This window comes from Kineococcus sp. NPDC059986 (assembly GCF_040702905.1).
Classification (GTDB): domain Bacteria; phylum Actinomycetota; class Actinomycetes; order Actinomycetales; family Kineococcaceae; genus Kineococcus.
On sequence record NZ_JBFBND010000004.1, the window covers coordinates 45,563 to 72,530 of the forward strand.

The 26,968-nt window shown below is 75.0% G+C and carries 24 protein-coding genes and 1 pseudogene; 11 read left to right on the forward strand and 14 right to left on the reverse strand.

The window, feature by feature from the left end; all coding sequences use genetic code 11:
- Window positions 1-18 precede the first annotated feature (18 nt).
- Entirely contained in the window at window positions 19-441 is a 423-nt protein-coding gene (locus AB0637_RS05050) for a very short patch repair endonuclease (RefSeq protein WP_366170082.1), read from the forward strand.
- Here AB0637_RS05050 and AB0637_RS05055 read toward each other — a convergent pair.
- The 4 genes and pseudogenes from AB0637_RS05055 to AB0637_RS05070 form a co-directional block, all read right to left on the reverse strand.
- On the reverse strand, window positions 404-733 hold the full coding sequence (locus AB0637_RS05055; protein WP_366170214.1) for an HNH endonuclease signature motif containing protein: 330 nt from the start codon (window positions 731-733) through the stop codon (window positions 404-406). The two genes, AB0637_RS05050 and AB0637_RS05055, sit on opposite strands and share 38 nt — an antisense overlap.
- A gap of 45 nt (window positions 734-778) precedes the next feature.
- Window positions 779-1,201 (reverse strand): annotated as a pseudogene (locus AB0637_RS05060) (DUF222 domain-containing protein); the annotation flags it as partial.
- Window positions 1,171-1,869, reverse strand: a complete 699-nt coding sequence (locus tag AB0637_RS05065; RefSeq protein ID WP_366170083.1) for a hypothetical protein — start codon at window positions 1,867-1,869, stop codon at window positions 1,171-1,173. The gene AB0637_RS05065 and the pseudogene AB0637_RS05060, both read right to left, overlap by 31 nt.
- Window positions 1,870-2,012: 143 nt before the next feature.
- Complete coding sequence (locus AB0637_RS05070; protein ID WP_366170084.1) at window positions 2,013-3,161, reverse strand: 5-methyltetrahydropteroyltriglutamate--homocysteine S-methyltransferase; 1,149 nt, start codon at window positions 3,159-3,161, stop codon at window positions 2,013-2,015.
- A gap of 71 nt (window positions 3,162-3,232) precedes the next feature.
- Here AB0637_RS05070 and AB0637_RS05075 point away from each other — a divergent pair, with 71 nt between their 5' ends.
- A complete protein-coding gene (locus tag AB0637_RS05075) occupies window positions 3,233-3,997 on the forward strand; it encodes an IclR family transcriptional regulator (protein WP_366170085.1) in 765 nt (254 codons plus the stop codon).
- A gap of 18 nt (window positions 3,998-4,015) precedes the next feature.
- Here AB0637_RS05075 and AB0637_RS05080 read toward each other — a convergent pair whose 3' ends face one another.
- The 5 genes from AB0637_RS05080 to AB0637_RS05100 form a co-directional block, all read right to left on the reverse strand.
- Complete coding sequence (locus AB0637_RS05080) at window positions 4,016-4,300, reverse strand: hypothetical protein (RefSeq protein ID WP_366170086.1); 285 nt, start codon at window positions 4,298-4,300, stop codon at window positions 4,016-4,018.
- 41 nt (window positions 4,301-4,341) lie between these two features.
- Window positions 4,342-5,679 carry a TRAP transporter large permease subunit gene (locus AB0637_RS05085; RefSeq protein WP_366170087.1) on the reverse strand — a complete coding sequence of 446 codons (1,338 nt, stop codon included), beginning with the start codon at window positions 5,677-5,679 and terminating at the stop codon, window positions 4,342-4,344.
- Window positions 5,676-7,028, reverse strand: coding sequence for a DUF1932 domain-containing protein (locus tag AB0637_RS05090; RefSeq protein ID WP_366170088.1), 1,353 nt, complete (start codon window positions 7,026-7,028; stop codon window positions 5,676-5,678). The genes AB0637_RS05085 and AB0637_RS05090 overlap by 4 nt, the downstream gene beginning before the upstream one ends.
- A 121-nt stretch (window positions 7,029-7,149) precedes the next feature.
- Complete coding sequence (locus tag AB0637_RS05095; RefSeq protein WP_366170089.1) at window positions 7,150-7,878, reverse strand: CPBP family intramembrane glutamic endopeptidase; 729 nt, start codon at window positions 7,876-7,878, stop codon at window positions 7,150-7,152.
- 692 nt (window positions 7,879-8,570) lie between these two features.
- The gene (locus AB0637_RS05100; RefSeq protein ID WP_366170090.1) at window positions 8,571-9,755 is read right to left on the reverse strand and encodes a M20 family metallopeptidase; all 1,185 of its coding nucleotides are present in this window, start codon (window positions 9,753-9,755) and stop codon (window positions 8,571-8,573) included.
- Window positions 9,756-9,847: 92 nt separating this feature from the next.
- On the opposite strand from AB0637_RS05100, the gene AB0637_RS05105 reads away from it, so the two are divergent.
- Window positions 9,848-11,065 (forward strand): MFS transporter, encoded by a 1,218-nt coding sequence (locus AB0637_RS05105; protein ID WP_366170091.1) that lies wholly within the window; start codon window positions 9,848-9,850, stop codon window positions 11,063-11,065.
- A complete protein-coding gene (locus AB0637_RS05110) occupies window positions 11,062-11,808 on the forward strand; it encodes an SDR family oxidoreductase (RefSeq protein ID WP_366170092.1) in 747 nt (248 codons plus the stop codon). Before AB0637_RS05105 ends, AB0637_RS05110 begins: the two co-directional genes overlap by 4 nt.
- Here AB0637_RS05110 and add read toward each other — a convergent pair whose 3' ends face one another.
- Window positions 11,809-12,831 carry an adenosine deaminase gene (add, locus tag AB0637_RS05115; protein WP_366170093.1) on the reverse strand — a complete coding sequence of 341 codons (1,023 nt, stop codon included), beginning with the start codon at window positions 12,829-12,831 and terminating at the stop codon, window positions 11,809-11,811.
- Between the two features lie 144 nt (window positions 12,832-12,975).
- Here add and AB0637_RS05120 point away from each other — a divergent pair, with 144 nt between their 5' ends.
- Genes AB0637_RS05120 through AB0637_RS05130 form a run of 3 tightly spaced genes read left to right on the forward strand, consistent with a single transcriptional unit; the run spans window position 12,976 to window position 17,157 of the window.
- The gene (locus AB0637_RS05120) at window positions 12,976-13,968 is read left to right on the forward strand and encodes an alpha/beta hydrolase (RefSeq protein ID WP_366170094.1); all 993 of its coding nucleotides are present in this window, start codon (window positions 12,976-12,978) and stop codon (window positions 13,966-13,968) included.
- Window positions 13,969-13,988: 20 nt separating this feature from the next.
- A complete protein-coding gene (locus AB0637_RS05125; protein ID WP_366170095.1) occupies window positions 13,989-16,325 on the forward strand; it encodes a bifunctional diguanylate cyclase/phosphodiesterase in 2,337 nt (778 codons plus the stop codon).
- Between the two features lie 10 nt (window positions 16,326-16,335).
- Window positions 16,336-17,157: an aldo/keto reductase gene (locus tag AB0637_RS05130; RefSeq protein WP_366170096.1), complete on the forward strand. Its 822-nt coding sequence runs from the start codon at window positions 16,336-16,338 to the stop codon at window positions 17,155-17,157.
- A 4-nt stretch (window positions 17,158-17,161) separates the two neighbouring features.
- Here AB0637_RS05130 and AB0637_RS05135 read toward each other — a convergent pair whose 3' ends face one another.
- Window positions 17,162-17,530 (reverse strand): ATP-binding protein, encoded by a 369-nt coding sequence (locus tag AB0637_RS05135; protein ID WP_366170097.1) that lies wholly within the window; start codon window positions 17,528-17,530, stop codon window positions 17,162-17,164.
- Between the two features lie 133 nt (window positions 17,531-17,663).
- Here AB0637_RS05135 and AB0637_RS05140 point away from each other — a divergent pair, with 133 nt between their 5' ends.
- Together AB0637_RS05140 and AB0637_RS05145 are read left to right on the forward strand one after the other, a co-directional pair.
- Window positions 17,664-19,397, forward strand: a complete 1,734-nt coding sequence (locus AB0637_RS05140) for a SpoIIE family protein phosphatase (protein WP_366170098.1) — start codon at window positions 17,664-17,666, stop codon at window positions 19,395-19,397.
- 10 nt (window positions 19,398-19,407) lie between these two features.
- On the forward strand, window positions 19,408-20,319 hold the full coding sequence (locus tag AB0637_RS05145; RefSeq protein ID WP_366170099.1) for a P1 family peptidase: 912 nt from the start codon (window positions 19,408-19,410) through the stop codon (window positions 20,317-20,319).
- Between the two features lie 2 nt (window positions 20,320-20,321).
- Here the strand turns inward: AB0637_RS05145 and AB0637_RS05150 are convergent, their stop codons facing one another.
- Window positions 20,322-22,178: a diguanylate cyclase gene (locus tag AB0637_RS05150; RefSeq protein WP_366170100.1), complete on the reverse strand. Its 1,857-nt coding sequence runs from the start codon at window positions 22,176-22,178 to the stop codon at window positions 20,322-20,324.
- Window positions 22,179-22,300: 122 nt separating this feature from the next.
- Window positions 22,301-22,876 (reverse strand): helix-turn-helix domain-containing protein, encoded by a 576-nt coding sequence (locus tag AB0637_RS05155; RefSeq protein WP_366170101.1) that lies wholly within the window; start codon window positions 22,874-22,876, stop codon window positions 22,301-22,303.
- Window positions 22,877-22,939: 63 nt separating this feature from the next.
- Here AB0637_RS05155 and AB0637_RS05160 point away from each other — a divergent pair, with 63 nt between their 5' ends.
- The gene (locus AB0637_RS05160; RefSeq protein ID WP_366170102.1) at window positions 22,940-24,061 is read left to right on the forward strand and encodes an SDR family oxidoreductase; all 1,122 of its coding nucleotides are present in this window, start codon (window positions 22,940-22,942) and stop codon (window positions 24,059-24,061) included.
- On the opposite strand, the gene AB0637_RS05165 is transcribed toward AB0637_RS05160, so the two are convergent.
- On the reverse strand, window positions 24,031-24,540 hold the full coding sequence (locus AB0637_RS05165) for a PAS domain-containing protein (protein ID WP_366170103.1): 510 nt from the start codon (window positions 24,538-24,540) through the stop codon (window positions 24,031-24,033). The genes AB0637_RS05160 and AB0637_RS05165 overlap by 31 nt on opposite strands.
- Window positions 24,541-24,663: 123 nt before the next feature.
- Between AB0637_RS05165 and AB0637_RS05170 the strand changes: the two genes are divergently transcribed.
- A complete protein-coding gene (locus AB0637_RS05170) occupies window positions 24,664-26,919 on the forward strand; it encodes a molybdopterin-dependent oxidoreductase (protein ID WP_366170104.1) in 2,256 nt (751 codons plus the stop codon).
- The last annotated feature ends 49 nt before the right edge of the window (window positions 26,920-26,968 follow it).

Below are 26,968 nucleotides of genomic sequence, written 5' to 3' on the forward strand. Positions count from 1 at the left end.
CCGGCGGCCGCGGGCATCATGCGGCGGACCCGGCGTCGGGACACGGCGCCGGAGCTGGCGCTGCGCCGGGAACTGCACCGACGGGGGCTGCGGTACCTCGTCGACACCGCGCCGGCAGGGACGAACCGTCGGCGGAGGGCGGACGTCGTCCTGCGGGGGTCCCGCATCGCGCTCTTCGTCGACGGGTGCTTCTGGCGCTCCTGCCCGGTGCACCTGCACCTGCCCCGGGCGAACGCCGCCTGGTGGGCGGTGAAGCTCGCGAGCATCACCGCCCGCGACCGGGACACCGACGCGCACCTGCGCGCGCACGGCTGGCTGCCGGTGCGTGTGTGGGAGCACGAACCCGTCGGGGCCGCCGCGGACCGGATCATCGACCTCCACCACCAGCGCAGGGCGGAACGGCTCAGGCGGCCCGGTCGTCCCGTTCGAGGGCGCGGCTGAGTTCCTCCACCTGCTGCCGCAGGGCGGGGTGGTCGTTGCGGGTCCAGGGTCCTGGGGTCATGAGCTGGCCGAGGTCCCGTTGGAGTCGCCTGGCCTCGGGCAAGCCGTCGTCGCCGAACCGGACTTCGAGGCGGCCGGCGTGCAGGGCTCGGTGGTCCCGCCCGCAGAGCAGGACGAGGTTGTCGATGCTGGTGGGGCCGCCGTCTGCCCAGTGGACGACGTGGTGGACGTGGCAGGCCCAGGCCGGGGCCCCGCAGCCCGGCGCGATGCACCCGCGGTCCCGTTCGGCCACGATCAACCGCTGGGCCTCGGTGGCGTGCCGGTCCAGGGTGTGCAGGGAGCGGGGGCGGCCGAGGCGGTCGATGACGGCGACGGTGACGTCCCCGTCGCAGGAGGCGGCGCGCAGCGTCGCGTCGGCGACGGGGCCGTGGGTGTCGGCGGTGGCAGAACCGGCCTGCAGTTCACCGGTGTCGTCGAGGGTGACGCGGAGGACGACGGTGGCCTTGTGCGCCACGACGGGGTCGACGTCGCTGGCGGGGTGGTGCGCACCCGTCGTCACCAACTCGACGAGGCCGTCATGCCGGCGCTGCCCGACCGAGCGGGTGTCGCTCTCTCCGCCCAGCCCGCTGCTTGCGCCGGTGTCCCCGGCAGAAGCGTTGGGGAGGGGTTTGGCGGCGGCTTCGACGGCGGAGCGGACGACGACGGCCGCGGCCTCGTCCAGGTCGACGGTCATGCGCAGCATGCCGTGGCGGCGGGTGAAGGTGAGGGTGCGGCGGCTGGCGGAGTCCGGTTCGAGGTCGCGGACGTGCCGGTCGACGCGTTCGGGGTCGACGAGGTGAGGATGTCCTCGACGAGGGCGGCGGCGGTGCCCAAGGGTTGGGTGGCGATGGAGGTCGTGAAGAACCCGTCGAGCACGTCACTGCGGTTGTAGGTGGTCCACACGATCTCACCGTCCTGGCGCGCCTTGACTGCGATGGTGCCGCGGCGCAGTGGGGTGGGGATGGACTGCAGGGCGGTGACGGCGCCGTGGAAGTGCGCGAGGGTGGTGTTCCCGGCCGCGAGTTCCCCACCCATCAGAGCGAGGGATCCGCGGTCGCCGTCGAGGCCGCCGATGCGTCCGTCCCAGGGCACGTGAGGGTCGGTGTGGCGGGCGGCGGTGACGTCCTTGCGGGCCAGGGTGCGGGACAGGTTCACCGGGGAGGTGGCGAGCAGGTCGACGACGGAACTCTCGGGGGCGTGCTCCAGGGCGCGGCGCAGGAGGTGCAGTTTGGTGGCGTCGAGGCGGTTGCCGAGGGCGTAGAGACTGCGGGTGAGGTGTTCGACGTCGTCGCGGTCGAGGGTTCCCGTGGGCAGGGTGAGGAGGTCGTCCAGGACGGCCGCCAGACGCGTGAGGGCGTCGGCTGCTTGGTCCTGAACGGTGGGGTTCATGTGTTCCAGGTTAGTCGAACAAGAGCTGTGGTGGTAGGTCAAATGCCTCGTAACTTTGTGCGGCAGAGGAGTTTGCGGACTGTTGGCTGTGGATGGGGGTGTGGACGGTGGTGCCTCGGTCACCGTCCACACCGCCAGCTCCGTCAGCCCCAGACGCGCTCTGCCACGCGCACGACGAGGTCGAGCTTGCGCCACTGCTCGTCCTCGGTGAGGTCGTTCCCCTCCTCGGTCGAGGAGAACCCGCACTGCCCGCTGAGCGCGAGCTGCTCCAGCGGCGCGAAGGTCGCGGCCTCCTCGATGCGCCGCAGCAGGGCGTCCTCGTCCTCCAGGTCAGGAACCTTGGTGGTGACCAGTCCGAGGACGACGCGCTTGCCCGGAGGCAGGAACCGCAGGACGTCCAGGGAACCCGAGCGGTCGTCGTCGAACTCGAGGAAGTAGCCGTCCACCTGCAGGGAGTTGAACAGCGCGTCGGCGATCTGCTCGTACCCGCCCGTCTGCGCCCACGAGGACTTGTAGTTCCCGCGGCACAGGTGTGTCGCGACGGTGAGGTCGGCGGGCCGGTCGGCGATGGCCGCGTTGAACAGCTCGATGAACGCGGGCAGCCGGGTCTGCGCGGTGCCCTCGTTCTTGGGGTCGCCGAAGAAGGTCAGGGAGACGTCGTCGAGCTGGGCGTACCGCAAGCCCTGGGCGTGCAGCCGTCGCAGCTGCTCGGTGTACGCGGCCGCGATGTCGGCCCGCAGCGCGGCGTCGGCGTCCGTGCCCGGACCGCCCTCGCCGTAGGCCGCGGTGCCGTCGAGGGGGATGAAGCTGTTGTGCACCTGGTTGGGCGAGGGCATCGTCAGCTTCGGCACCTGCCCGGCGCCCTGCTCCTGCGCGGCCTGCTGGAGGAAGGCGAGGTGGTCGCCGAAGACCGTGTGCTCCAGGTGGACCGGGGCCGTGGCCTTCACCCGGGTGAGCGGGACGTCGACCGGCTCTCCGTCGAGCGTGCGGAACTGCCGCGTGAACGACTCCTTCGCCTCGATCCCGCCGAGGGAGAGGATGAAGTCCTCGTGCCAGTAGTGGCGGCGCAGCTCGCCGTCCGTCACCACCCGCAGGCCCAGCTCGGCCTGGCGGCGCACCGCGTCGCGGACGGCCACGTCCTCCACCTCGCGCAACTGCTCGGCGTCGATCTCGCCGGCGTCACGGCGGGCGCGGGCCGTCCGCAGCGCGGGTGGGCGCAGGAGGCTGCCGACGTGGTCGGCGTGGAAGGGGGCGGTGTCGTCGCGGCCGGGAGCCGCACTGCTCGACGTCATCGCCCCAGTCTCCTCGCGGGCGGCCGTCTCCACGCGTCGGGCCGGTCGCGCGGGTCGGGCAGGATGGGCGTGTGACCGACCAGGGACCTTCGACGATGCGCTCGCTCGACCGCAGCCTCGACGTCCTCGACACGCTGCAACGCGCACCGGGGCCGTTGCGCCTCAGTGACATCGCGCAGGGCACCGGGCTGACGTTGCCGACCGTGTCGCGCATCCTCGGCACGTTGCAGTCCCGCGGGTACGTGGCGGCCGAGGGGCGACGGTTCCGGATCGGACCGTCCGTGCTGGCGGCGGCGCACTCGTTCCTCGTCAACGACCGCCTCGTCACGACGGCACGCCCGTTCCTGCAGGAACTCGCCGCCGCGACGGGACTCACGTGTTCCCTGTACGAACGCGTGGGGTTCGACCGGGTGCTCGTGGCGCGCGTCGACGGCCGTTTCCCGCTGCGCTACGAACTCCCCATCGGCCGGCGCCTCCCGCTGCACCTGGGAGCCGGGAAGGCGATCTCCGTCGACTTCGGCGAGGACGACCTGGTGGCCCTGTCGGCTCACCTCGAGCGGCACCCGGACGTCAGCGGCGTCGGATTGGACCGGGCGGCGCTCGAGGCCGACCTGGACGCACTGCGCCGCAACGGGTACCACGTCTCGGTGAGCGAGCGGGCGGTGGGGGTGGCCGCCGTCAGCGTCCCAGTCCGCACGCCGGCGGGGGAATTGCTCGGTGCGCTCTCGCTCGCGGGACCCGTCGAGCAGAGCCCGGCCGCAGAACTCCGCGACCGCGCCGGTGAGGTGCTGCGGACGGCGGCCGCGGTGGGGGAGAGCTGGGCCCGCGGTCTGTGAACCACGGGCCGGGCGACCTCAGGCGGCGCGGGCGGTGCCGTCCGCCGTGTGGTGGGCGTCCTCGTCACCGTCGGCGGCGGCGCCGTCCTCCCGGCGGTAGCTGAGGACGAAGGCGAGCAGACCCGCCACACTCGCCGAGACGAGGGTGGGGGGACCGACCACCTCGGGAACGGCCTCGAGCCACGCGCCGCGCCCGAGGACGAGCGCGAGGGCCTGCGCCGCGACGAGGACGATCCCGCCGAGGACGAGGGCCACGGTGGCGAGGGTGAAGAGGAAGCGGATCACGGACAGCGTGCGGGACATCGGTCGGCTCACCTTCGAGACGAGGGGTGGGGGTGGGTGGGTCAGACGGGCAGGGCGCCGAGGCTGATGAGCACCCCGATCGCGAGGATCGGCAGGCAGAAGTACCCGACGAGGGGTTTGAAGGTCTTCCCCGGGTCCGCGCCGGCGATGCCGCTGGCGACGTAGATGGGGGCGGCCGACGGCGGCGACGCACCCTCGGTGGAGGCGAACACCAGCACCGCCGACGCCGCGACGGGAGCGGGAACCCCGGCCCCGACCAGCGTCACGACGGCGACGGGCCCGATGGCGGCCATCGTCGCCGAGCCGGTGAGCGGGATCGCCACGGCGACCACCAGGACACCGACGCAGATCGCGAGTACCCACAGCGGGGCGTCGAGCCTGCCGAGCAACGTCGTCAGCTGCGCGGGCAGACCGAGGTCGGCCAGGGCGGCCGACGCGGCGAACGCGCTGACGATGGTCACGCCGACGACCCCGATGCGCGGTGCGCTGTCCCCGAACAACGTCCACCACTCGCGCGGACGCTTCGGCAGCGCGTCCCGGCCCAGGAACGCGACGAGGGCCGTGAGCAGGACGGGGATCCACAGCACGAGGCTGATGGCGTCGCCGACGTCGACCCCCGTCCAGGAGTTCAGCGCCCGCCCGGTGGGGCCGAGCGTCAGCATCACGGGGACGGCGATGGCGACGAGCAGCAGGAGCGAGGTCCAGCCGACCTTGACGCTGCGCCGCACGGGCAGCAGGTCGGCGGGGTCCATCGCCTGGATCCCGTGCCGGCGGACGATGACGAACGCCGCGACGAGGCGGTAGAGCAGGCACCAGGAACCCGCGATGAACAGGGGCAGGACGATCTCGTCGGCGTCCATGAGCTGGGACACCCCGGCGGACCCGACGAGGATGAACATGGTGCCGCTGAAGGGGAACGTGATGCCCATGCCCGCGCACCCGGCGACGACGGTCGCCGACATGGCGGGCGTCACCCCGGACCGCTTCATCCAGGGGATCGTGATGGACCCGACGGCCGCCGTCACGGCGGCACCGATGTGCGCGATCGCGGCGAACGCGGCCCCGCCGAGGATGCTCGTGTAGACGGGGCCACCGCGCACCCGGCCGAGCAGGGAGTTCAGGATGTCGATGAGCCGGAACAGGATCGGCGTCCGGCTCATGAGGTGGCTGGCCACCACGAACGCGATCGCGGCGTAGGTGACCTCCTCCTGCATCGCGTGCGCCACGGACGTCGCGAGCAGGGAGAACAGGTCCGTGCCCGCGAACGCCACCGTCACCAGCAGGCCGACGAGCATGGCCTCGCCGATGTTCCGCTTGAGCGCCGCGTTCCACACGATGATCGAGGTGATGTAGGCGCCGAGCGCCCAGATCGCGATCACCGCGACGCACCGGAGGCGACGATCGCGGCGCGCCGGGCGGCCTCGTCGGCCTGCACGGCGAGGGCGTCGACGAGCGTGCGCTCGGCCTCGGCGGCCGGGACCACGGCGACCCCGTCGCCGTCGCCCACGACGAGGTCGCCGCGGTGCACGACGACACCGCCGACGGCCACGGGCCGGCCGGCCCAGCCGGGTCCGTTCTTGTACGGACCGGCGGGGGAGGACCCCACGGCCCACACGGGGAACCGGAGTTCCTGGAGTTCCTCCACGTCGCGGACGGCGCCGTCGACGACCATGCCGAGGACGCCCTTGACGCGGGCGCGTTCGGCGAGGAGTTCGCCCATGAGGGCGCGGTCGGGATCGCCCTGACCGTCGACGACGAGCACGTCGCCGGGCTGGGCCACGTCGAGGGCCGCGAGGATGCCGATGTTCTCGCCCTTGCGGCAGAACACGGGCAGGGCGCGACCGACGACGCGGGCGCCGGGCCAGACCGCGCTGATCCGACCGGCCAGCAGGCCGAGGCGTTCGCGGGCGTCACCGATGTTGGCGACGGGAACCCCGGCGTAGGCGTCGAGGAGCCCCTGCTCCAGCCGGTGCTCGTCGCGGACGGCACCGAGGTGCAGGTCGGCCGCCGCGAGCGTCATCGTCGGACTCACTCCGAGCTCGCGCAGCACCTGCGCGGCGGCGACCGACTCGTGGCTGCGTCGCACACCGTGCTTGACCGTGCCCTGCGCGAGGCGGTCCATCCACGCGTCCCCGCCGGCGAGCTGGGCGGCGACCTGGCCGCGCACCCAGTCGAGGTCCCCGGCGGCCTCGCCCGCGGCGAGGGTCTCCACCACGAGCGCGCCGAGGCCCTTCATGAACACGCTGCGCAGCAGCTTGCGGCGCGCGGCGGCCCCGGCCTCGGCGGCCAGGACCTCGACGGGTGCGCCCAGGGCGCGGAACTCGGCGGCCGTGGCCTCGGCGCCGTCGCCGGACACGACGAGGGCCGTCCGGGCGCCACCCTCGGGGACGGACCCGACGACCGCGACGTCGGCGACGGCGACGCCGCCCGCGCGGCGGGCCAGCCGCTGCTTGAGGGACGGGGACGCCGAGTTCATCTCGACGAACACCGCGTCGGGGCCGAGGTGCGGGCGGGCCGCGTCGAACACGGCCTCGGCGTGGGCGGCACCCGTCAACCCCAGGACCAGGTGCGCCCCGTCGACCGCCTCGGCGACCGTCGCGGCGCGGACCACCCCGTCGGGGGTGGGGACGTCCGCGGGGTCGAACCCGACGACCGTGCGGCCTGCGGAGACGAACCCTTGTGCGTAGAGCGACCCGGCCTCACCGAGTCCCAGGACGGCGACCGTCATCGACTACCTCCTCGTAGCTTGGAACAGCTCCACACTTTCATTGTGTGGAAGCCGCTAACACCAGGGGGTAGTCTGCGTCCGGAACCGGGTACCGGTCAACCCCGGAACGTGCGCCGGGGCCTCAGTGCCCGACGGAGGGCAGGAGCATCGCGACGATCGTCGCGTCGGCTGCCGCGTGCGCCAGGTAGGTCGCGACCAGCCCTCCCGTCCGGTGGCGCAGCACGGCCAGCAGGACCGCCCACGTGCCGGACATCGCCACCCCCACCCAGCCGTCGGGTACTCCGTGCAGGTGGAGCAGGCCGAAGCAGATCGCGACGACGGCGACGGACGCGCGCGGCGGCAGGAACCGGTCGAGGAGGCCGAGGAGGAGTCCGCTGAAGATCGAGTCCTCGATGAAGGAGTTGAGCAGCAGGAAGCCGACACCCGCGCCGGCGACCAGCCAGGGCGGGCGCCCCTCCGCCAGTTCCACGTACGGGGCAGGCAACCGGCGGTCGACGACGTGGTGCCAGGTGAGGAGCGCGACGACCGTCACGACCACCACACCACCCACCAGGGCCCAGCTGACCGCGTCGATGCGCCCGACGCGCCACCACGTCCGCCACCGCGACCACCCGCCCCGGGCTGCGGCCAGCGCCGCGGTGAGGAGCAGGGCCGCGCCGGCGGGCAGGGGCCACAGGCTGACGCCGGGAACGAGGGCGAGGACGTACAGGCACGACGCCAGGACGACCACGTCCCGGTACTCGGGCACTCGCGAGCGCACCGCGACGGCCCCCAGGACGGCGAGGACGACCCAGGAGGTGGTCGACCCCGAGAGGACGGGGAACAGGCCGACCAGCACCGCAGCAGCCACCGCGCAGACGGCCAGCGCGCCGCCCCGTCGCGGTCCCGCCGACGGTGACAGAGTTCCGTCGCCATCGGCTGTGTCGTTGCGCCGCATCGGTTCCGCCCCACGTCCTGCGGGAGAGTGGGGCACCGTCGGTGACGCTGCCCGGACGTCCGTTCGACCGTAGTGAGGGCCCGGGGGGTGGTCAAGGGAACTCCCCGCCGCGCCGTGTCCCGGTGGGCCGGGCGGAACTCCTCGGCGGGCGAGCACGGTCACCCGCGCTGACCCGGCCGTGCGCAGTTCCCGGGACGGCTCGGTGGGGAACACCAGGTGCGTCAGCGCGACGGGGCCCGCGAGGACCTCCACCGGACATCGGTCCAGCAGGACGAGGTTCCCCGCCTCGACGGCCTACCGCAGCACGTCGTCACCGGCGGCGAACTCCCACGCCGCGTCGCCCGAGAACGAGCACCGCACGAGCGCGGCGACCGGCGGGTCCTCGACGGGACGGGTGAAACGTGCGGGCACCTCGGGCGAAATTCCTCCCCGTCCGGGCCGTCGAGCCGGAGGGGGAACAGGTCGTCGAGCGCGGGGGGTTTTCCGGGTCCTCCGCGAACGTCTCGCCGTCCCCGGCGCTGCCGGAGATGATCGCCTCGTCCCCCCTCGCACGGGATCGCGACGGGGTGGTGCTCCCACGTCAGGAGGTCGCGGGAACGCCGAACCTACCGTCGGGTCGCAGCCCCCGACGTGGCCAGCAACCCCGCGAGCAGGGCCGTCCGCTGCAGCAGACCGGACACCGTCGCGTGCTCGCTCCGCGCGTGCGCGCCGCCACCGACCGCACCGAGGCCGTCGAGCACGGGCGCCCCCACCGCGGAGGCGAAGTTCCCGTCGCTCGCCCCGCCGACGGAGACCTCCGCGAGCTCGAACCCGGACTCCGCGGCGAGCCGCCGGGCCCGCGCGAACAGTTCCGCGGTGGAGTCGGTGCGGGCCATGACGGGGCGGTTCCAGCGGCCCGTCACCTCGTACGTCACGCGGTCGTCGCCGGTGTCCAGGGTCCGCAGGACCTCCTCGACGCGGGCCTGCTCGGCCGGGTCGGCGACGCGGACGTCGAGGCTGGCCCACGCCGCGCCCGCGGTGACGTTCGGCCGCGTCCCGCCCGTGACGACCCCGACGTTCACGGACGTACCGACGGCGAGGTCCGTCGCGGCGTGCAGCTGCTGCACGACCCGGGCCAGCGCGAGGACGGCGCTGGCCCCGGCGGTCGGGTCGAGCCCGGCGTGCGCCTCCACACCGCGCAGGTGCACCTGGAACAGGCCGACGCCCTTGCGGGCCGTCTTGAGCGCACCCCCGGGGCCGCTCGCCTCGAGCACGAACACCTCACCGGCCCCGCGGGCCTCGGCCTCGATGACGGGCCGCGCGACGGGGGAGCCGATCTCCTCGTCGCCGTTCAGCAGCAGCCGCACCGGCGGGTGCGAGACACTCGCGTGCCGCAGCGCGGCCACGGCCCACACCGCCTGCACGAGACCCGACTTCATGTCGAAGACCCCCGGACCGCGCAGGACGTCACCGTCGAGCGAGAACGGGATCTCCGCCAGGGTCCCCAGCGGCCAGACCGTGTCGTAGTGGGCGAGCAGGAGGACGGGCGGTCCGTCGAGGTCGCCCGGGAACTCCAGGACCACGACGTCCCCGTGCTCACCGCCGGCGGTGACCTCCCGGTGGGACGGTTCGCCGAGGCGGCGGACGACGAGCTCCTCGACGACCGCCAGTCCCCGGTCGAGCGCGGCCCGGTCGTCGGACGGGGTCTCCACCTCCACGAGGGTGCGGACGTCGCCCAGGAGGTCGTCGCGGTGGGCGACGATCCACTCCGAGAGAACCGCGGCGGGGACGGTCGTCGGTTCGCTCGGCACCCCGCCATGCTGTCACCGCCGCGCCGCCGGGGCCCGGTCGGCGGCCGTTGACACCCGGTGCCGCAACGGCGAGGGTCGGCGGAGGAGGTCCGGTGCGGTCGTACGTCGAGGTGCTCAGCCCGCGGGCGCACCTGCTGCTGGCCGTGAGCGGTCTGCTGGCCCGCGTCCCGCTCGCCGTCGTGGGGTTCGCCGCCCTGCTCGTGGTGCGCCGCACGACGGGGGAGTTCGCGCTCGCCGGGACCGTGTCGGCCGTCGTCGTCGCGACGGGGGCGCTCGTCGGCCCGGCCCTGGGGCGCTGGGCCGACCGGGCCGGCCAACCCGTGGCCCTGCGCGCGGCCGCCGCCGTCGGGGTCGTCGGTGCCGCCCTCTTCGTCGTCGTGACGGGGCTCGGCGCCCCACCCCCGGTGGTCCTCGTGGCCGCCGCCGTCGTGGGGGCGGGCGTCGCCCCCGTGGGCTCGTTCACCCGCACCCGCTGGGCCCGCCGGTACCCGCGGCGCGACGGGTCCGCGGACCCGCGGCTGGCGACGGCGTTCGCGCTCGAAGGCGTCTTCGACGAGCTCGTCTGGGTCGCCGGACCCGCCCTCGCCTCCCTCGTCGCGGCGGCGGCCGACCCCCGCCTGGCCCTGCTGCTGGCCTGCGGCGCGGGTGCGGCCGGCTGCCTCGCGCTGTCCGCCCAGTCGCACGGGCAGGGGAGCGACGCCCCGGGAGGCCACCGGCGCCGCACCCTGCCCGTCACCCGCCCCGACGTCCTCGGGGTGCTGGCCGCGGGGGTCGCCGTCGGCGCCGTCTTCGGGCTCGCCGACCTGTCCGCCGTCGCGCTCACGACCGAGCGCGGGGTGCCCCAGCTCGCCGGGTCGGTGCTCGGCGCCGGGGCGCTCGGTGCCGTCGTCGGCGGACTCGTCGTCGGGGTGCTGCCGCCCGTGGCCGACTCCCGGCGCGGCGCGGTCGCCGCGGCAGCGCTGTTCGGGGTGGGGTACGCCTCCCTCGCGACCGTGCCCGGGGTCGCCGGGGTCCTCGTGCTGAGCTTCGTCGCCGGGGCCACCTACGCCCCGCTCGGCGTCGCGGTGAACCGCCTCGTCGAGGAGGCCGCCCCGGCCCACCGGCTGAGCGAGTCCCTCGCCTGGGTCAGCACCGCCGTCACGGCCGGCACCGCCCTGGGCACGGTCGTCGGCGGGTTCGTCGTGGACGCCGCGGGGGCCCGGGGCGGGTACCTCCTCGTCGCACCCCTCGCCGTCCTGCCGGTGCTCTGCACCCTCGTCGGCACCCGCCTCGTGCGGCGGCGGGAGCCGACCGGCAGGATCGGCGGGTGACCCCCACTCCACTGCCCGGCCGCTTCGCCGACCGGGACGTCGTCGTCACCGGTGGGGCGCACGGCATCGGCCGCGCCTGCGCGCTGCGGCTCGCCGCGGAGGGCGCCCGCGTCGCCGTCCTGGACCGCGACCTCGGCGCGGCGCAGGCGCTCCTGCCGGAGCTCGCGGGCACCGGTCACCGGGCGCACGCCGTCGACGTCCTCGACGACGCCTCCGTCCGGGCCGCGTTCGACGGCCTGGCCGTCCACGCCCTCGTGCACGTCGTCGGCCTCGCCCTCGCGCAGGGCGAGTTCGAGGAGTCCCGCGACGAGGAGTGGACGGCGAACCTCGACCTCAACCTGCTCGGCGCCGTCCGCTGCGCGCGGGCCGCGCTGCCCGCCCTGCGGACGCACCCGACGTCGGCCGTCGTCCTCGTGAGCTCCATCAACGCCCTCGCCGGCCTGGGCAGCGAGGCCTACGCGGCCGGGAAGGCCGGGCTGGGGGCGCTCGCGCTCAACCTGACCCGCAGCCACGCCCGGCACGGGGTGCGCACGAACGTCGTCGCCCCCGGCACGATCCGCACCCGCGTCTGGGACGACCGGCCGGGCATGCCGGACGCGTGGGCGGACTGGTACCCGCTGGGCCGCGTCGGCGAACCCGAGGACGTCGCGGCCGCCGCCGCCTTCCTCGCCTCCGACGACGCGGCCTGGATCAGCGGTCACACCCTCCCGGTGGACGGCGGTTTCCTCGCGAACGTCCGCTGATCACAGCGGCGGGGCGACGAGCGCCTCGTACGCGTCCAGCTCGGCGAGGAACTCCTCCTTGACGTCGTCGGGGGCCCAGGAGATCTCGATGGCGTTGCGCTGCAGCTGGACGAGCTCGTCCGGGCCGAGGTCGGCGGCGCGGGTCAGGGCGATGAGGTTCTCCGTCACGTACCCGCCGAAGTAGGCCGGGTCGTCGGAGTTCACCGTCACCTTCACCCCGCGGCGCAGGAGGTCGGCGATGACGGGGGCCTTGCTGTCGTCGGTGACGAACGAGTTCGAGATCGGGCAGCACGTCAGGCCCGTTCCGCGCTCCTGCAGCAGCGCGAGCAGGCGCGGGTCCTCCACGACGTTCGTGCCGTGGTCGATCCGGTCGACCTCGATGTCCTCGAGGACCTGGCGCAGGTGCTCGAGGGTGTCCTCCTGGTCGATGTCGCAGTGCGCGGTCACCTTGAAGCCGGCCGCCCGGGCCTTGGCGAACAGGTGGGCGAACTTCGCGGGCGGGTTGCCGCGCTCGTCGGAGTCCAGGCCGATGCCGACGACCTGCTCGCGGAACCCCAGCACCCGCTCGACGACGTCCTCGGCGCTCTCGACGGGCAGGTCGCGCACGATGCACAGGACCAGACCCGCGCTCAGGCCCAGTTCCTCGCGGGCCTGCACGACGGCGTCGTGGTAGCCGAGCACGACGTCCTCGAAGGCCACTCCGCGGGCGACGTGGACCTGCGGGTCGAAGAACACCTCGGCGTGCCGGACGTTCTGCTCCGCGGCCTTGCGGAAGTAGGCCAGCGCGAGGTCGCGGAAGTCCGCGCGGGTCACGAGGACGTCCATCGCGGGGTAGTACACGGCGAGGAAGGAGGCGAGGGAGTCGAAGACGTAGGTGGCCCGCACCTCCTCGACCGTGCTCTGGCCGATGTCGACCCCGTTGCGGCGGGCCAGTTCGAGCTTGAGGTCCGGTTCGAGGGTCCCCTCGAGGTGCAGGTGCAGCTCGACCTTGGGCAGGGCGGCGGTGAAGACGTCGAGGTCCATGCCGCGATCCTGCCGTGTCCGGCGCGGCCCGCGGCCAGCCGGGGCAACACGACCGCAACACGACGGCCACCGGCCGGAAACCCACCGGGAGCCTGCGCGGGGCACGCTGGGAGCTGCGCTGCACCTGAGATCGAGGAGGCCCACGTGCCGACGTGCCCCGTGCTCGACCCCCGCCTCACCGACGAGCAGGCGGCGCAGGCCTTCGCCGCCCGCGCGCTCGTCGACGGATCGCTCACCCCGCGCCACCTCGCCGGGCTGGCCGTCGCGCGCGCCCGCGCCTGCCGTCCCGCCCCGTCCCGCCCGGACCTCGGCGTGCGCACCGAGGACCTGGCGGTCCGTGGTGCCGCCGGTCCGCGCCCGGCGCGGCTCTACGTCCCGGAGGAGCTGCGGCAGTCGGCGACGGTGCTCTTCCTGCACGGCGGCGGCTGGGCGCTCGGCGACCTCGACTCCGACGACCTGCTGTGCCGGCGCCTCGCGGCGGCGGCCGGCGTCACCGTCCTCAGCCTGTCCTACCGGTTGGCGCCCGAGCACCCGTGGCCCGCCGCGCTCGACGACGCCTCGGCGGTCCTGGAGGCGCTCGCCGCGGGCCGCGTCCCCGGGCTGACGGGACCCCTCGTCGTGGCCGGTCACGGCGCGGGTGGCCAGCTCGCCGCCGTCCTGGCCCTGCGCGCCCGCACGGGGCAGGTCCCGCCGCTGGCCCACCAGCTGCTGTTCTGCCCCCTCCTGGACGACGACCTCGACCGCGACTCCCACCGCCTCTTCGGTGACGGACTGGGGCTGTCGGTGGCGGACCTGGCCTGGTTCTGGCGCATGTACGTCCCCGACCGTGCGACCCGGCACCGCAGCGACGTCGCCCCCGCGCGGGCCACGGACCTCACGGGGTGCGCCCCCACGACCGTCGTCGTGGCGGGTGCCGACCCGGTCCGCGACGAGGGGCTCGCCTTCGCGGCGGCGCTGCGGGCCGCGGGCGTCGACGCGCGCGAGGTGCTCGTCGAGGGGGTGCCGCACGACGTCCTCACGACGCCGGGGGTGGTCGCCGGGGAGCGGGCGGTCCTCGCGGCTGCCGACCACCTGACCGCGACCCTGTCCGCCACGAGGGTGCTGGACTTGCGCGAGGCCGTCCCGCAGCCACGCTGAGTACGGCACCATTTCGCAGTGTGAGCGGGGGAGGCACGGAGGAGTTCGTCGTCGACGCCGCCACGGCCCGGCGGGCCGACCGGGCCGCCGTCGTCCTCCTCGGGCTCGCCGGCGTCTACGGGCTCCTCTCGGCCGGTGTCGCCCTGGGCTTGTGGTCCGTCCACGTGGGCCGCCTCGCCGACCTCACGCTCGGCAACCTCGTCGAGATCGGGGTGCTCGCCGCCATGGTCTGGCGGGCCCGGCACTGCCACGGGATCTCGCCCTTCTGGACGTTCATGGCGGTCGGGGTGGGCGCGTACTGCGCCTCCGAGATCGCCTTCGACGTCGCCGAGGCCGTTCTCGGGCGGGGCGTGCGCGGTCTGACGGGTCTCGAGCTGGGGTACGTCGTCGGGTACGGCACCTTCCTCGTCGCGGGGATCCGGCTGGTCTGGGTGGGGGCCCGGCGCTGGCGCGTGGGGTACGTGGCCGAGGCGCTGGGCATCCTCCTGCTCTCCGCCGCGCTCGCCCAGGAGTTCCTCGTGCGGCCCGCCGTGGACGTCAGCGGCATGCCGGCGGCCGCGGTGACGACCTGGGTCATGCTCGTCGTCCTCGACGCCCTGCTCTTCCTGGCCGCCCTCGTCGCGGCCGTGCGCTCCCGCGGGCGGTGGTGGCTGCTGGCGGCCGGCTTCGGGCTGCTCACGCTCGGCGACACGACCTTCACCGTCGTGTCCCTCACCGGCCGCTACACCCCCGGCGGGGGCGTCGACGGCCTCGCCGCCGCGGGCCTGGCCCTCCTCGGCGTCGGGGCGCTGCGCATCCGCACCGAGGCGGGCGGGCGGCACCGCAGCCGCCTGTCCATCGTCGTCACCCCCGCGGTGGTCCTGCCGCTGAGCTTCGCGCTCCTGGCGGTCGACCACGTCGAGCGCCTCGACACCTCGGCCGTGTGGCTGACGGCGCTCGCCGCGACGGCCGCGATCGTCCGCCTCGTCCTGTCCCAGCAGGAGCTGCTGGAGCTGGCGACCCTGCGGCGCGAGGCGCACACCGACGACCTCACCGGGGTCGCCAACCGGCGCGCGCTGCTGGCCGACCTGGAGCGCCGGTGCGCGGCGGACGCGCCCTTCGCGCTCGCCATCGTCGACCTGGACCGCTTCAAGGAGGTCAACGACGGCCTCGGCCACGCGGCGGGGGACGAGCTGCTGCGCCAGGTCGTGCTCCAGTTGCTGCAGGCCGCGCCGGACCCCGTCCTCGTCGCGCGCCTGGGGGGCGACGAGCTGGCCCTCGTGCTGCCCGGCAGCGGTGGCCCCGGGGTCGAGGCGGCCGGCGAGGCTCTCGCCCAGGCCACGGCCGTGCACACCGCGATGGTCCGTTCCTACGACCTGCTCGGCCACCGCGTCCACGTGGCCGCCAGCCTCGGCGTCGCGACCTTCCCCGGGGACGCGCAGCGGCCCTCGGACCTCCTGCGCTGCGCCGACATCGCCATGTACGAGGCCAAGACGCTCGGGGGGACGGTGTGCGCCTTCGGCGCCGACGCCGCCCGCGACGCCAGCCGCGGCGCGCTCACCCTCATGACCCAGCTGCGGACGGCCCTGGGCCTGACCGACGACGCGCCCGCCGCCCCCGCGGACTGCGGCCGGCTGACCGTGCTGTTCCAGCCGCAGCTCGACGTCCTCAGCGGCGCGGTCTGCGGTGCCGAGGCCCTCGTCCGGTGGGACCACCCCGACCTCGGGATGCTGACCCCCGCCCGCTTCCTCGAGGAGGCGGAACGGCACGGGCTCATGGGGCACCTCACCCACCGGGTCCTCGACGACGCCCTCGCCGCGGCCGCCACCTGGGCCGTCGAGCTCCCGGGCCGGTCGCTGCGGCTGGCCGTCAACCTGTCCGCCACCAACCTCCTCGACGTCGACCTGCCCACCCGGGTCGCCGAGCTCCTGGCCCGGCACGGGCTGCCGCCCACCGCCCTCGTCCTGGAGATCACCGAGACCGTCCTCATGAGCCGCTCACCGCGCACGCGGTCGGTCCTGGAGGGTCTGCGGGCCCTCGGCGTCGGGTTGTCCATCGACGACTTCGGGACGGGGTACTCCTCGCTGGCCTACCTCAAGGAACTCCCCGTCGAGGAGGTCAAGCTCGACCGCAGCTTCGTCGCCGACATCGTCGCCGACCCGCGCTCGGCGGCCATCGTGGCCTCGACGATCTGGCTCGGTCACCAGCTCGGCGTCCGGATCGTGGGGGAGGGGGTGGAGTCCGAGCACACCCTCGGCGTCCTGCGCCGGCTCGACTGCGACACCACCCAGGGGTTCCTGCACTCCCCGCCGCTGCCCGCGGCGGAGTTCTGGGACTGGTGCGCGGTCCACCTCGCCGGGCTGGAACCCGCCCCGTAGGGTTCCCGGGGTGACGATTCCCACCATCCAGCTCCACGACGGCGTCAGCATTCCCCAACTGGGTTTCGGGGTGTGGCAGGTCCCCCCGGAGCAGACCGCCGAGGTCGTCCTGCAGGCCCTCCAGGCGGGGTACCGCCACATCGACACCGCCGCCGGGTACGGCAACGAGGCAGGTGTGGGTGACGCGTTGCGCGCCAGCGGGATCCCGCGCGAAGAGGTCTTCATCACCACCAAGCTCGCGAACGGCGAGCACGGTCGGGACAAGACGCTCGCGGCGTTCGACGCGTCCCTGGCCAAGCTCGGCCTGGAGTACCTCGACCTGTACCTCATCCACTGGCCGCAGCAGGCCGACGACTACGTCGAGACCTGGCAGGCGTTCGAGGAGCTCAAGGCGTCCGGCCGCGTCCGGACCATCGGGGTCTCGAACTTCCAGAAGACGCACCTGCGCAAGCTCCTCGACGAGACGGGGACCGTCCCGACCGTGAACCAGGTCGAGGTGCACCCCTACCTCGTCCAGGAGGACCTGCGCGCCTTCAACGCCGAGCACGGCATCGCGACCGAGGCGTGGAGCCCGCTGGCCCAGCGCCTGGACCTCGTCGCCGACCCGGTCGTGACCGGCATCGCCGACGCGCTCGGCCGCACCCCGGCGCAGGTCGTCCTGCGCTGGCACCTGCAGCAGGGGAACGTCGTCATCCCCAAGTCGGTCACGCCCGAACGCATCGTGTCGAACTTCGACGTCACGGGCTTCGAGCTCACCGGCGAGCAGGTCGACGCGCTGACGGCGCTGAACCGCGACGAGCGGACCGGCCCGGACCCCGACGTCTTCGGCTGACCCGCTAGTCCAGCGGGAGTTCGAACCAGACGGTCTTGCCGTCCCCCGCCGGGTCCAGACCCCACCGGTGGGCGAGGGTGTCGACGAGCGCGACACCCCGTCCACCGGTCGCGGTCGGCGGCACGTGCCGCACCAGGGGCCGTCCGGCGCCGCCGTCGCTCACGGACACCCGCACCGACCCCTCGACCCGGCGCAGCCGCACCTCGATGGGCTCCCCGCCGTGGCGGACGGCGTTCGTCACGAGCTCGGTCGTCAGCAGCTCCAGCGTCTGCCGGACCCGGGTGGGGAGGGGGACGGCCGCGAACTGCTCGCGCAACCAGGAACGGGTGCGCCGAGCAGCCGACGGATCAGCCCGCAGCTCCAGACGCGTCATGCCACCTCGTTCGTCCCCGACCTCGTTGGTCCCGTGACAACTCTGGCACCCGCGGCGGCCGAGGCAACCCGGACCCGCCGCGCCGACCACCGAGAGGGTGCCGTCGCCGCGCTCGACCAGGGATGATGCACCGGTGCTCACGCCGGCGAGGGACCAGACCCCGACGGGACTGGGGGAGACCACCCTCCTGCCCGCCCGCCCCGACGTCGACCTCGACCGCTTCGCGCGCCTCGGGACCCTCGCCCTCGGCGTCCCCGTGGCGCTCGTGTCGATGGTCAGCCGGCACGGTCAGGTCTTCCCCGGCGCCGTCGGCCTGCCCGAGCCGTGGCAGACCGAACGGGCCACACCCCTCACCCACTCCCTGTGCCAGCACGTCGTCACCACGGGGGCCGTCTTCGCCGTCGAGGACGCCCGCCTGGACCCGCTGACCGCGGACTCCCTGGCCATCCCGGACCTCGGCGTCGTCGCCTACGCGGGCGCCCCGTTGCGGCTGTCCGACCCGAGCGCCGGCGCGGCGGAGGGCGACTCGCCCGTGGTCGGCGTGCTGTGCGCGATCGACGGCGAGCCGCGCCGCTGGACGCCCGACCAGCTCGGGGTGCTGCAGGACCTGGCGGCCGCCTGCTCCGCCGAGCTCGGCCTGCGGATGCTGGAGGAGCGCAACCGGCTCCTGCTGCGCCTCGGCGACGCCCTCGTCGGGGCGCGCACGGTCGAGGAGGTCAGCGCCACGGTCGCGAACGTCACGAGCTCCGAGCTCGGGGGCGCCTGGAGCGGGCTGCTGCTGCCCGACGGGCACGGCCGCCTGCGGTTCACGACCCTCGCGACGCTGCCCCCGGACACCCTGCCCGAGTGGGAGACCATCGACCTCGACGCCCCCGTGCCCTCGGCCGCCGCGGCCCGCGAGCGCCGGGCGCTGCTCTTCCCCACGATCGAGGACCTGCGCGAGGCGTTCCCGCTGGTCGAGACGCAGGCGCTCATGCCCGAGTTCGCGGCCTCGGCGTACCTCCCGCTGCTCGTGCAGGACCGGCTCGTCGGGGTGCTGGACCTCGTGTGGGCCACCGAGCGCCCGACGCTCGAGGCCGAGGCGGACGTCTGGAGCGCGCTGGCGCGGTTCACGGCCCAGGCGCTGGACCGGGCGATGCTCGACGCGGAGCGGCGCTCGCGGGCCCAGGTGCTGCAGCAGTCGCTGCTGCCGCGGCTGCCGGAGTCCACGGGCCGGTTGCAGGTGCGGGGCCGCTACGTGCCGGCCACGCGCGAGGAGCAGATCGGCGGCGACTGGTACGACGTCGTCGTCGGCCCCGAGGGCGCGGTGACCCTCGTCCTGGGTGACGTCGTCGGCCACGACATGGCGGCGGCCGCGACGATGGCGCAGGTCCGCGGGCTCCTGCGCGCCTTCGTCTGGGACCGCGGTGCCTCGCCGACGGGCCCGGTGGAGCGGCTGGACCGCGCGCTGCCCGGTCTCGGGGTGGACGCGCTCGCGACCCTCGTCGTGGCGTGCGTGGAGGAGGGGCCGGACGGGTTCGCGCTGCGCTGGACGAACGCGGGGCACCCGCCGCCGGTCCTGCTGCACCCCGACGGCCGCACCGACCTGCTCACCGGGGCACCGGACCTGCTCGTGGGCCTGGTGCCGGACGCCCCGCGGCACGAGCACGTGGTGCCCGTCCCGTCGGGAGCGACGCTCGTGCTCTACACCGACGGGCTCATCGAGCAGCGCGGGCGCAGCCTCGTCGGGGGCATCGAACGCGTCCGGGAGTCGTTGCGCAGCAACCGGAGCACCGACCTGGACGTGCTGCTCGACACGCTGCTGGACGAGCTGGTCGGCAACCGGGGCGAGGACGACTGCGCCCTTCTGGCCGTCCGCTTCCCCTGAGGAGCCCACCGTGACCGGATCCCTCACCGACGTCGACGGCGTGCACGTCGGGCAGGTGACCCGCCGCGGCGACGGCTGGCTGACCGGCGTCACGGTCGTGCTCCCGCCCCCGGGGACCGTCGGGGGCGTCGACGTGCGCGGTGGCGGCCCCGGCACCCACGAGACGGACGCCCTCGACCCCCGCACGCTCGTCCCCACGGTCGACGCCGTCGTCCTCACGGGCGGATCGGCCTACGGCCTCGTCACCGCGCACGGCGTGCAGCGCTTCCTCGCCGAGCGGGGACGCGGGTTCCCCGTCGGGACCGCCCCGGGGGAGGTCGTGCCGATCGTGCCGGCCGCCGCGGTGTTCGACCTCGGCCGCGGGGGAGTCTTCGCGAACCACCCCACCGAGGAGATGGGCCACGCGGCCGCGGCGGCCGCCTCGGCGGGTCCGGTGGAGCGCGGGGTGGTCGGAGCGGGCACGGGCGCCGTCGTCGGCGGGCGCTGGAAGGGCGGGGTCGGCAGCGCGTCGGCGAAGGTCGCCGTCGCGGACGGCGAGGTGGTCGTCGCGGCGCTCGCGGTCGTCAACGCGGTGGGCGTCCCCGTGGGCGGGCCGCCGGGCCGGGGGGAGGCGTCCCCGCTCAACACGACCCTGGTGGTCGTCGCCACGGACGCGGCGATGGACCCGGCGGAGACGTCCCGGACGGCGACGGCCGCGCACGCGGGGCTCGCGCGGGCCCTGGACCCCGTGCACACGCTGGCCGACGGGGACACCGTCTTCGCGCTCGCGACGGGAGCCGTGCCGCTGTCCGCGGACCGTCCCGCGCGGGTGGGGCAGCTGGTGGAGCTGCAGCGCGTGGCGGCCGAGGTCGTGCGCGTGGCCGTGCTCGACGGGGTGGCCTCCGCCGAGGCCGTCGGGGAGTGGGCGCGCTTCCCCGGGTGAGCTCAGGCGCCGGTGCGCAGGTCGATCGTGCGGGGCGAGGGGGCGGAGCGGACGCGTCCCTTGCCCGAACCCTTGGCCTCGTACATGGCCTGGTCGGCCTGCTGGAGCACGCGGGTCGCGTCCTGGGACGCGTCGGCCATCGCGAGGCCGACGCTGATGCCGACGCGGAACTCCCAGCCGGCGACGGGGAACGGGTCGCGCATCGCGGCGACGATGCGCTCGGCGACGTCCGCGGCGGTCGCCTCGTCGGGCAGGCCGGGGCAGACGACGGCGAACTCGTCCCCACCGAGGCGGGCGACGGTGTCGCCGGGGCGCACGGCCGCGCTGAGCCGGTCGGCGACGTCGATGAGGACGTGGTCGCCGGCCGCGTGGCCGCCGGTGTCGTTGACGGGTTTGAAGTCGTCGAGGTCGCAGTACAGGAGCGCGACCTGGTCGCCGCTGCGGGCGGCGGCCGACAGCGCGTGCCGCAGCCGGTCCTCCAGCAGCGTCCGGTTCGGCAGCCCCGTCAGCGGGTCGTGCAGGGCGGCCTCGCGCAGCCGACGCTGGACGAGCCGGCGCTGGGTCACGTCGATGACCTGCACGACGGCCCCGACCTCGCCGGGCCGCCCGTCGTCGCCGGGGGTGGGCCAGGCGGCGGCCGCGAGTTCGAGCCACACCTCGCCGTCGCCGTGCTGCAGCTCGGCGTGCCAGTGCGCCTGCCGGCCCTCGCCGACCTCGAGCGCCATCTCGGCGGCGGCGGTCACGAAGGTCTCGCGGTGGTCGGGGTGGACCTGCTCGGACCAGTCCGAGCCGACGGGGACGTCGACGCCGAGCATCGACTGCAGGCGCTCGTTGACGCGGGCCACGACGGCGGACCCGTCGGGCCGCAGCCGCAGGAGCGCCACCCCGAGGAGGGCGTCGTCGAAGGTGCGGCGGAAGACCTCCTCGCGGCGTTCGGCGACGACGGCGGCCCGCTCGCGGGAGCGGACGACGAGCGACATGACGAGCGCGACGGCGCCGGAGACGAACAGGAGCGCCTGCAGCGCGAGGGAGCCCTGGAGGCCGTCGCCGTACGGGCCGTAGCCGCGGGCCGTCCCGGTGGTGGCGACGACGGCGACGACGAGCTGGGCGGACAGCGCCCGGCCCACCCCCAGACGTGCCGCGCCCCAGAGGATCGGGACGATGACGAGGAAGGCCCAGGGGCCGCGGGTCTGGTTCCAGAAGACGGTGCCGGACACGGCGGCGGACAGGACCAGCACGAGGAGCCACTCCGAGACCGCGGCCCGGGAGCGCCGGTCGTCCGGGCGGGCGAGCCCGGCCGAGCGCGGCGCGAGCAGCAGGAGCGGGGCGACGAGCAGGATGCCCAGGAGCTGGGCGAGCGCGTAGGGACCGCCGTCGCGGGGGTCGGCGGTCTGGACGAGCAGGGTCGCCGCGGCGACCCCGGCGCCCGCACCGGCCGTGAACCGCCAGGCGTCCCGGCCCCGACGCAAGCGCGCAGACTCCCCTCGGCCGAGGGCGGTGATCAGCGCTGCGCCGACCCCGCACTGCAGCGCCTGCGCGCTCGCGAAGATGGGTGCCTCGATGCCGCCCACGGGGACCAGGTGGGAGGCGAGCACCGAGCCGACGAGCGTCCCGCCGACGCACCACCACCGCCGGGCCGGACGGCGGACCGCCAGCCCGAGCGCCGCGCCGCCGGCCGGCCACCAGACGACCTGGGTGAGGTCGCGGGTGTCCGCCAGCAGCGTTGCGACCACGGCGAGGACGGTGACGACGAGGGCCGTCGTGACCGCGAGTCGGATTCCGCCACCGCGCACGGGGGCGTCGGGGCGGGTGGTCCGGGCGGGATCACCCGTCCGGCCCTGCTGCAGTCTCGCGATCATGCCCACCCTCTCGGCAGGAGGGACGCGTTCCTTGAGTGCTCCGAGCGGGTGAACCTCGAATCGTGGCCGAGCCGTGATCCACCGAGTCTGTGACGGAGCGTGATGATGCTCTCACCACTGCGTCACCGGGGTGCCGTGACCACGAGGTAGCGGGTGGGTGTGTCGCGCGGCGCGCGGAACGTGCAGTCCGCCGCCGGGCCGAGCAGGAGGCCGTCACCGGCGGCGAGGACGTGCTCGACGGTCCCCTCGGTCAGCGCGAGCGTCCCCGCGAGCACCCACACCTGCTGGTGGATGCGGGTGTACGCGGCGGCCGGGTAGGTCACGGCGGCGCCGGCGGGCAGCTCGACCTCGGTGAGCTCGAGGTGGCTGCCGGGCGGGGACAGCCCGCGCCGGCGGTACCCCGTCGCGGGGTCGGTCCAGACGGGGGCCTCGTCCGCGCGCACGAGCCGCTCGTCCTCGCGCGCCGGTTCCTCCACGCGGGCGAACAGCTCCGACAGCGTCAGGCCGAGGGGGCCGCAGAGCCGGCCGAGCAGGGCGGCAGAGGGCTGGGACGCCCCGCTCTCGACCTTCAGGACGGCTCCGCGCGAGACACCGGAGGCCTCGGCCAGGGCCGCGGTGCTCAGGCGCCGGTCGAGCCGGGCCGACCGGAGCACCCCGGCGAGCCGGGTGCCGAAGTCACCCGTTCCGCTGTCCTCCACGGCCCCACTCTACGGAGCACTCCAGTGAGCACTCTGGCGACACTCGTGCCTACTGTGGTGGTCATGGCCGCCTCTGCACCGCTCCCCGACCGCGCCCCGACCCCCGTGCGCACGCCGCCGCCCGGGGCCCACGCGCTCGTCGTCGGCGCCACCGGCATCACCGGTACCGCCCTGGCCGAGCAGCTCGTCGCGGCGGGCTGGCGCACCTCCGGTCTCTCGCGCCGGCCCCCGACCGTCGACGGGGTCGCGCACGTGCGCGCCGACCTCTTCTCGCGCGACAGCCTGCAGGCCGAGCTCGCCGGGCTCGCCCCCACCCACGTGTTCGTCACGGCCTGGGCGCGGCAGGAGACCGAGGCCGAGAACGTGCGGGTCAACGGCGGGATGGTCCGCGACCTGCTCGCCGTCCTCGGCCCCCAGGGGTCGGTGCGGCACACCGCCCTGGTCACCGGCCTCAAGCACTACCTCGGGCCCTTCGAGGCGTACGGGCAGGGCGACCTGCCGGACACGCCGTTCCTCGAGGACGCCCCCCGCCTGGACGCGGAGAACTTCTACTACGCCCAGGAGGACGAGCTCTTCGCCGCGGCCGCCCGGTACGGGTTCGGCTGGTCGGTGCACCGCGCGCACACCGTCACCGGGTTCGCGGTCGGCAACGCCATGAACCTCGTGCCGACCCTCGGGGCCTACGCCGCGGTCGTGCGGGCCACCGGTCGGCCCTTCACCTTCCCGGGCTCGCGCACGCAGTGGGACGGCGTCGTCGACCTCACCGACGCCGGGCAGCTCGCCGACCACCAGCTGTGGGCCGCCACGACCCCGGCCGCCGCGGACACGGCCTTCAACGTCGTCAACGGCGACGTCGTCCGCTGGCGCCGGCTGTGGCCGCGGCTGGCCGGGCACCTCGGGGTCGAACCCGTCGGCCCCGGGCGCGAACCGCTGACGCTCAGCGAGCAGATGCGCGACGCCGAGCCCGTGTGGGCGCGGCTCGTGGCCGAGCACGGCCTCTCCGAACCGGACCTGTCGAAGGTCGCGTCGTGGTGGCACAGCGACTCCGACCTGGGCCGGGACGTCGAGGTGCTCGCCGACATGACGCGCAGCCGGCTGGCCGGGTTCACGGGGTACGTCAGCACCGAGCGGGCGCTGCTCGGTCTCGTCGACCGCTACCGCGGCGCGCGCGTCCTGCCGGCCTGAGAACGGGCGCGGCGCTCGGCCTCGAGGAAGCGGTCGTGCGCCGCGTGCGCCGTCACGCGCGAGGTGACGTCCACCTGGTACCCGGCCACGTGCGTGACCACGTCGCCCTCGGCCCGCAGGGGAGCCAGCAGCAGCTCGTTCCAGAACACCGACCCGTCCGCCCGCCGGTTGAGCAGCGTCTCGCGGACCGGCTCGCCGGCGGCCAGGGCGTCCCGGATGCGGGCCCGTGCGTTCTCGCTCGTCTGCTCCGTCTGCAGGAAGCGGCAGTTGACCCCCAGGACGCGCTCGGCCGGGTACCCCGTCAGCGCCGTGAACGCCGGGCTCACCCAGCAGATCGGCAGGTCGGCCGTGCGGGCGTCGGAGATGACGAGGGAGACCCCGGCCTCGTCCAGCGCGGACTGCTCGTAGCCCACGAGTCCGGGCAGGACGTCGGCGTCGAGGGCGGGGGGACGGCGGGGGCCGTCGGCGGCTGGGGACATCGAGACCTCTCTCGGCGGCCGGGGTGGAACCTTTCACCCTCCGTTCCGATGATGCCGCGTCCGCCCGTCCGGCGCAGGCGAACCGTCCGGTGGGTGCGGGAACGCGTGCCCGACACTGGGGCGGTGAGCATCCCGCACTCCTCGCACTGGGGCGCCTTCTCGGTCGTCCCGACCGCTGGCGGCGTCCAGGTCCTGCCGCACCCCGACGACCCCGAACCGTCGGCGCTGCTCGCCAACGTCGCCGTCGCCGCCACCCCCACCGCCCGGGTCCTGCGCCCGCACGTGCGCCGCGGCTGGTGGGAGGACGGCCCGGGGCCCGACGAACGGCGCGGCCGCGACGAGTTCCTGCCCGTGGAGTGGGACGAGCTCCTGGACCGCGTGGCCGCCGAGTACCGCCGGGTCCTGGACGCACACGGCCCCCGCGGCGTCTACGCGGGCTCGTACGGCTGGGCCAGCGCCGGTCGGTTCCACCACGCGCAGAGCCAGCTGCACCGCTTCTCCCACGTCCTCGGCGGCGCCGTCCGGTCGTCCTGGACGTACAGCCACGGCGTCGGGGAGGTCCTCATGCCCCGCGTCGTCGGCAGCCAGGAACCCCTCATCTCCCCGACGTCCTGGTCCAGCGTGGAGGAGCACACCGACCTCGTCCTCGCGTTCGGCGGTCTGCCCGCGAAGAACTCCGAGGTCGCCAGCGGCGGGATCAGCCGGCACGAGGTCGCCGGCCGGCTGCGGCGGGCCCGCGCGCGGGGGGCGGAGTTCGTCCTCGTCTCCCCGCTGCGCGACGACCTGGCCGCCGAGCTGGGGGCGCAGTGGCTCGACGTCGTGCCCGGCACCGACGCCGCCCTCCTGCTGGCGATGTGCCACGTCCTGCGCGCCGAAGGCCTGCACGACGAGGAGTTCCTGCGGCGGTTCACGGCCGGGTCGCAGGAGTTCCTCGCCACGCTCGACCCCTTCACGCCGGAGTGGGCCGAGCCGATCACCGGGATCGCTGCCGGGACGGTCCGGGACCTGGCCCGCCGCGCCGCGCGCGGCCGGACGATGGTGACGGTCAGCTGGTCCGTCGCCCGCACCCGGTTCGGCGAGCAGCCCCTGTGGGCGGCCGTCGCGTTCGCCGCGATGCTCGGGCAGATCGGGCTGCCCGGCGGGGGTTTCGGCCACGGCTACGCCTCCACGGGCGGGGTCGGCAGACGGGCGGGTTCCTACCCGCTGCCGACGTTCCCGCAGTTCGCCGACCCGCTGCGCGTGCGCATCCCCGTGGCCCGGATCGCCGACGCGCTGCTGCACCCGGGGGAGGAGTACGACGTCGACGGCCGCCGCGAGACGTACCCGCACCTGCGCCTCGTGCACTGGGCCGGCGGGAACCCGTTCCACCACCACCAGGACCTCTCCCGGTTGCAGCGCGCGTTCCGCGCCGCCGAGACCGTCGTGGTCCACGAACCGTTCTGGACGGCCACCGCCCGGCACGCCGACGTCGTCTTCGCCTCCACGACCACGTTGGAGCGCAGCGACATCGGGGCCGCCCGCTACGACGACCGGCTCATCGCCATGGGGCGCGTGCACGAACCCCTCGGGCAGGCCCGGGACGACTACGACGTCCTCGCGGAGCTGTCCCGCCGGCTCGGCACGGGCGAGCGGTTCACGGAGGGCCGCACCGGACTCGAGTGGGTCGAGCACCTCTGGGAGGAGTGGCGCTCCGGTCCCGCCGCGCGCGCCGGGATCACGGCCCCGTCCTACGCGGAGTTCGTCGCCGCGGGTGAGTTCGTCCTGCCCCCCGAACCCAGCGAGAAGGTGATGTTCGCGAGCTTCCGCGCCGACCCGCAGACCTACCCGCTGCGCACCCCGAGCGGCCGGGTGGAACTGCACTCCGACACGGTCGCGGCGTTCGGCTACGACGACTGCCCCGGCCACCCGGTGTGGCTGGCGCCGGAGGAGGTCCCCGACGCACAGTTCCCGCTGCACCTGGTGGCGAACAACCCCGCGACGCGGTTGCACAGCCAGCTCGACCACGGCGCCACGTCGCAGGCGGGGAAGGTCGCCGGCCGCGAACCCGTCCGGATGCACCCCGACGACGCCGCCGACCGGGGTCTGAGCGCGGGGCAGGTCGTCGTCCTGCGCAGCCGGCGCGGCAGCTGCCTCGGCGGGCTCGTCGTCTCCGACGCCGTGCGGCGCGGGGTCGTCCAGATGTCCACCGGCGCCTGGTTCGACCCCGTCGCGGGGGCGGCCGCGGGGGTGACGTGCGGGCACGGGAACGTCAACGTCCTGACCCGCGACGTCGGGTCCTCGCGGCTCGCGCAGGCCTGCACGGGACAGCACGCGACGGTCCAGGTGAGCGCGTTCGACGGGGTCCCGCCGCGGGTGACGGTGTTCGACCAGCCGTCCTGACCCCCCGGGGCCGTGCGAAACCCGGTGGCGGCCACCCGGCCGCCCCGGG

Bases quoted from the DNA above. Each gene is read 5' to 3' on its own strand.
- AB0637_RS05080 (WP_366170086.1), bottom strand. From the start codon at position 4,300: ATGTCCCGCACGCTGTCCGTGATCCGCTTCCTCTTCACCCTCGCCACC.
- AB0637_RS05050 (WP_366170082.1), top strand. From the start codon at position 19: ATGCGGCGGACCCGGCGTCGGGACACGGCGCCGGAGCTGGCGCTGCGC.
- add (WP_366170093.1), bottom strand. From the start codon at position 12,831: ATGGACCTCGACGTCTTCACCGCCGCCCTGCCCAAGGTCGAGCTGCAC.
- AB0637_RS05065 (WP_366170083.1), bottom strand. From the start codon at position 1,869: ATGAACCCCACCGTTCAGGACCAAGCAGCCGACGCCCTCACGCGTCTG.
- AB0637_RS05070 (WP_366170084.1), bottom strand. From the start codon at position 3,161: ATGACGTCGAGCAGTGCGGCTCCCGGCCGCGACGACACCGCCCCCTTC.
- AB0637_RS05160 (WP_366170102.1), top strand. From the start codon at position 22,940: ATGGCCGCCTCTGCACCGCTCCCCGACCGCGCCCCGACCCCCGTGCGC.
- AB0637_RS05135 (WP_366170097.1), bottom strand. From the start codon at position 17,530: ATGACGCGTCTGGAGCTGCGGGCTGATCCGTCGGCTGCTCGGCGCACC.
- AB0637_RS05165 (WP_366170103.1), bottom strand. From the start codon at position 24,540: ATGTCCCCAGCCGCCGACGGCCCCCGCCGTCCCCCCGCCCTCGACGCC.
- AB0637_RS05090 (WP_366170088.1), bottom strand. From the start codon at position 7,028: ATGACGGTCGCCGTCCTGGGACTCGGTGAGGCCGGGTCGCTCTACGCA.
- AB0637_RS05150 (WP_366170100.1), bottom strand. From the start codon at position 22,178: ATGATCGCGAGACTGCAGCAGGGCCGGACGGGTGATCCCGCCCGGACC.